This is a genomic window from Melghirimyces profundicolus, assembly GCF_003054245.1.
Classification (GTDB): domain Bacteria; phylum Bacillota; class Bacilli; order Thermoactinomycetales; family DSM-45169; genus Melghirimyces; species Melghirimyces profundicolus.
On sequence record NZ_QBKR01000065.1, the window covers coordinates 1 to 1,226 of the forward strand.

The following is a 1,226-nucleotide window of genomic DNA, read 5'->3' on the forward strand; positions in this document are numbered from 1 at the left end:
AGCTAAGTCGCAAAAAGTTGTCGAAGAAAGTCGGAAGAACAGGTGAGGACCAAGATCACCATTCGCTGAACCCGCTGCAACCACCAGCGCCAAGCCGACCGCAATGAAGATCCTGGAAATGATGCCAACCCCTTGCCGTTCAAAGAAGGTCCCTCATCCAGGATCTTCTCCTGCGCCCGCAGGTGCAACAACCAGGTGTAAGCCAGGTTGACCACGACCAGATGTCGGTGCAACCCTTGCCAGTATCGTCCTTGGTACTCATCCATGCCGCAGAGTTCCTTGGCATCCTGAAAGAAGCGTTCGATCACCCAACGACGGTGCCCCCATCGGATCAGATCCGCGATCGGGGTTTCCTCCGGAAACGTACTGAAAAAGTACTTTTCTTCTTGTTCGCGTCCGGGCATGGACCGTTCCCCGATGAGCCAACCGATCGGTCCCGTGGTATTCCCATGCGCACGGTAGATTCGAACGGCGGCAGCACGTCGGGTTTGGAGACCTCGGGATCCTTCGCCAAAGGTCAGGGTTTGCCACTCTTTTTCCGGCAAGCGATCCAGCACGGCTTGGGCTGTTTCCACCGAAGCCATGGGAAGTGCCTTCGGGGGTCGGCCTCGACCGGTGTAGGCGGGTTGGACGGTTTTGTCGGAAAGACGCACCCCAAAGGTGGAGGGCACAGCGACCACACAGGGCAGACCGCGCGCTTCCAATCCCGCCAAAAATCCGGGGTTGCCACCGTAGCCGGCATCGGCCGTGACCGCATCGAAGGGGACGTTCTTCTCCAGACTGTCGTCCACCATGTCCAAAGCGATCTGCGGTTTGGTTTGAAAACCCACTTCTGCCGGAATCCGGGCAGACTCCCGCCGTGTCGGGTTGTCCGCCCACTGGCGGGGCAGGTAAAGCCGGTTGGTCACGGGCCAATGCGATTGATCATCGGCATAACAGGCACTGACCACGACCTGGCAATTTCCTACCTTTCCCAAGGTTCCGCTGTATTGGCGTGCCACTCCCACAGAGTGCCGTCCTTGTTTTGGCAGCCCCGTATCATCGATGATTAACAGGCCGGGACCGCGTTCATCGGCGGGTAAACGACGGGTTTGCTGCACCTGTTGCCGGATTCGGATGGATTCCAATGCACGTTCATCCCACCGGCTGGTGACCAGGAACGAATAGATGCGGTGGTAGTTGACTCCTTCCAGCCATGCCCCGATGGTCTCACCGTTTTTGCGAGG

The 1,226-nt window shown here is 58.3% G+C and carries 1 protein-coding gene; it reads right to left on the reverse strand.

Annotated features, from left to right (window positions below):
* Positions 1-2: 2 nt before the first annotated feature.
* Positions 3-1,226, reverse strand: a 1,224-nt coding sequence (locus tag C8P63_RS18680) for an IS701 family transposase (RefSeq protein WP_108026918.1), incomplete at its 5' end; no start/stop codon positions are given.